Origin of the sequence: Levilactobacillus fujinensis (assembly GCF_003946335.1) — a bacterium.
In the GTDB taxonomy this organism is placed as follows: domain Bacteria; phylum Bacillota; class Bacilli; order Lactobacillales; family Lactobacillaceae; genus Levilactobacillus; species Levilactobacillus fujinensis.
Map to the genome: position 1 here is coordinate 1 of NZ_RHNX01000073.1, position 3,746 is coordinate 3,746.

The window sequence follows — 3,746 nt, forward strand, 5'->3', positions numbered from 1 at the left end:
GCTTGAATAGCTCATCGATTGTTGTTACATTTTTAAAGCGAATTGACTTCGCAAATAAATATTTTGGGTTTGATACCAAGTATCAAACCGCCCTACACATATTTGGTTTGTCGAAACAATGTTCAGTTTTCAAAGGTCTACCAGTCATCTGCTCTCGCAGACAACTTAATAATCATATCATTTAATCAATATGATGTCAACAAGAAGTTTAATTAAATTAAACTTTCAATTGTTGGTTGCCTCCTAATGAAGCAGCTCAATTAATATACCATTTTATCAAACTACTTGTCAACAAGTAATTTAACTTTTTGATTAACGAGCCGCTGACGTAAAAGACAACTTAAACAATATACCATGCCCATCATCTTACTGTCAACAGAAATCTAAAATTTATACTGACAACATCATCCAACTAGTCAGTAGCGGCTCCAGTAACGTTAGCTACGGCCCCCATTTCACGGGCCAGAAGTTGCTTTCCACTGCACAGTCGCCGTGACGCCTAACCACCCGGCTAACCTGTACAACTGGTTTCCGGCCAAACGCACCTTTCATCGCCTAGTTCCTATTATCTAAATTCGCCGCCTGGAAAAGATAACAGCCCCGACGCCTAGAAAAACTAAGGTCCACACAAGGCTCCCCACGCTCAGCTGCTGAATCGACAAGTGGGTCACACTTTGCTGATAGCTGGGATTACCATACTCCTCCTGTAGAAAAAACATGTTGAACGGGTTCCATTTCAGCAATGGCAAGGCCGACTTAAACGACTGTAAAAGCAGACTGGATACGCCTTCCCCCATGAAACACGCCCCGACACCAGTAGCAATTGCCACCGCGCTATTGTGACTACAGCTTGCCAGCAAGAAAACTAGGGCAACAATCATTACACTACCATACATATCCAGTAACGCATTGATCACTAGGTTAGCCAGGAGACTTTGCTGGTAAAGATAGACCGTTCGCCACTGGAGTCCCCGACCTGCACTGATTTTAAGTAATATTGTCATTAACACGGCCACTATATGCAACAAGCCACTATAGCCGAGCACGAACACATATTTTCCCACGAAGATCATCCAGCGATGGTTCACCTGAATGGCCAACTGCTTGATTGTCCCATACTCAAATTCCATCGTCACACAGCTAGCACCAATCACAATGATAAGTATCGTCAGCCATTGAAAGCCGCCATACGCCGACGAAATATAAAACTTTCTGTCACCAGCTGTTGCGTTCTGGGCAGTCATTGCCAAGGCCCCCATTAAAAAGATTAAAATGACCGGGGCTAACCACGCCAAGCGCTGATGTCTAAATTTAAAGATCTCCTGTTGTAACAATTTTCTCATCCCTATCTCTTCCCCTCTGCCAATAAGCCTAGCAAGACCGTCTCTAAATCTTCCTGCTGCTGATCCATATTCAAAATCTGAATGTGCGCACCCAAAATCGTTCGCAACAAGGGGGTCAACGCAACCGACTTTGCTACGATTAGGTCGTCGTGCCGTCGTGTCACTGAATAACCCGCGTGTAAGAGGACTCGCAAAGCGCGTGGATTCTCCGTCGTCCGGATCACCAAAGAGTGGTGTGCTGACGCCTGCAACTGAGTCATCGTCCGTTGCAGCAACACCTGTCCTTGATCGATTAGGATCACCATATCAATGATTTTTGCCAACTCACTCAAAATGTGACTGGAGATTAAAAATGTGGTTCCTGTCTGTGCCAGTTGAACAATTAAATGACGCAGTCGCTTAACCGATTGTGGGTCTAACCCATTCATCGGTTCATCTAGGATGACTAACCGGGGATGATCAACCAACGCCATGGCAATTCCCAGTTTTTGTTTCATTCCTAACGAATATCGTTTGGCCGGATAGTGGATATAGTCTTCCATCTGGAGTGCCTTCACGACCCAGGCCATTTGTGTCGTTGAAGTCGTCATTACTTGCAAATGTTGCCAACCGCTCAGGAAAGGGTAAATCGCCGGTCGTTCGATAAGGGCGCCTACCTCCTGGGTCACGACTGTATGTGTATTGACCGAAACTGGCTGCCCCAAGATCTGAACATCTCCAGCGTCCGTTGAAATGAGCCCCAACAAAGCTTTCATAATGGTCGTCTTGCCCGCACCATTTGGACCAACTAGCCCAATTATTTTACCGGCTGAAAATTCGAAGTTAACCTCACGTAAAACCACTCGCCGACCGAACGTTTTCCGTAGTCCCGTTACCTGAACAATTTTCTCTTGTACGTGTTCCACTGGACATCGTCTCCTCTACTCCTTTTCAGCGTACCCGTTCAAACCGCGGGATGATACGGATGCTAGCGAGAATAGCTTGCTATTTCCCCACGCTTTTCTATACTAGAGTTAATAGCAAGCAACTCGAAAGCGAGGTTCTCCCATGGCAACGACAGAATTAGGCATCCGTCTGAAAGAGTTTCGGCAAACACAGCAGTTGACCCAAACGGCACTGGCAGCCAAGCTTCATGTCTCACGTCAAACCGTTTCCAGTTGGGAGACTGGTCGGAACCAACCGGACATTACCACTATTACCCAATTGGCCACCCTGTATGCCGTTCCAGTAGACAACCTGTTGCGTGATACCGTCACGGTGACCCCCACGATAAAACGAACCGATCGCCACAGCATCAGCCTACTTCTGGTTTTACTCGGCGTCTTTTTGATAGAACGTATCACCCAATTTTCGACTTTTGCTGGGTTCTACTGGATAGATTTTCTCATTTTGCTGCTGATTGGGCTTATTAGTAATCTAGGCATAGCTCGCCGCCACCCAAATGTTTGGACTAGTCGCGTACATTGGATTGGACTGGTCATATTTGCCGTTCTCAGCCTGGTCAGTGGGAGCGTGAACGCCTTTGACATGGGCTTCGGTCTTATGACGACCTGCCAGTTCAGCGGCCTAGTTGTCGTCATCGTGCTGATCAAAAGAAGTTGGCAGTACCGCGCTACTCAGCGTCGTCACGCCTAGATTAGTCAGCGCATAACTGTCTAAACAAGCCAAACTTACCTGTCATGTCACACAAAAAAGGTAACAACTTTCCTGCATGGGAGAGCTGTTACCTTTTTAATTTTATCAAGTTGACGATGCAACTTAGCACCTTCCCAGCTCACTTCGGAGGACGTGCTGGAAAACGCATAAGCTTTGCGGCTTTCAGGCACATCGGAAAAACCCTTTTTAGCGTTGGAGCTGTTCCCCCGCAGTAAGTGAACCCCCTAGCAGCTGGCGTACGGCAGTGACATTTCTTTTCATCCGCATCACAAGCAGCACTGCCCTCGTCAGGTAGCGTCCTCAAGTTTGAATGTCCCCGCCGGCTAACAGAATTAACGGTAATGCCAGCGAGTCGCTAAAATTTACATGGGCTCTTCACTGGCTGTTTTGTTTGTGACGTGGCCCCGTTGCCGGGTACCCTTTCGCTGCGGTCATCCGCCACTGCTTATGTACTTTAAAAATGAACATAAAAAAAGAACCCAATCACTGGGTTCTTTCCGTCGCGTGGCAACGTCCTATCCTCGCAGGGGGCGATCCCCCAACTACTATCGGCGTGCTAAAGCTTAACTTCCGTGTTCGGCATGGGAACGGGTGTATCCTTTAGGCTATCGCCACCACACTATAAGAGAACTTCTTCCCTCAAAACTAGATATTAGTCAATTATTTCCTTTTTGAGAACACCACGTTTTACAACTTGGTTAAGTCCTCGACCGATTAGTACTGGTCCGCTCCACGCCTCACGGCGCT

The 3,746-nt window shown here is 47.0% G+C and carries 3 protein-coding genes and 1 rRNA gene; 1 reads left to right on the plus strand and 3 read right to left on the minus strand.

The window, feature by feature from the left end; translation table 11 throughout:
• Positions 1–569: 569 nt before the first annotated feature.
• Complete coding sequence (locus EKM89_RS13550; protein ID WP_125689304.1) at positions 570–1,343, minus strand: ABC transporter permease; 774 nt, start codon at positions 1,341–1,343, stop codon at positions 570–572.
• A gap of 2 nt (positions 1,344–1,345) precedes the next feature.
• Positions 1,346–2,248 carry an ABC transporter ATP-binding protein gene (locus EKM89_RS13555; RefSeq protein WP_125689306.1) on the minus strand — a complete coding sequence of 301 codons (903 nt, stop codon included), beginning with the start codon at positions 2,246–2,248 and terminating at the stop codon, positions 1,346–1,348.
• A gap of 142 nt (positions 2,249–2,390) precedes the next feature.
• On the opposite strand from EKM89_RS13555, the gene EKM89_RS13560 reads away from it, so the two are divergent.
• Complete coding sequence (locus EKM89_RS13560; RefSeq protein ID WP_125689308.1) at positions 2,391–2,978, plus strand: helix-turn-helix domain-containing protein; 588 nt, start codon at positions 2,391–2,393, stop codon at positions 2,976–2,978.
• Positions 2,979–3,501: 523 nt separating this feature from the next.
• Here the strand turns inward: EKM89_RS13560 and rrf are convergent.
• Positions 3,502–3,618 (minus strand): 5S ribosomal RNA (gene rrf / locus EKM89_RS13565).
• Positions 3,619–3,746: the final 128 nt, after the last annotated feature.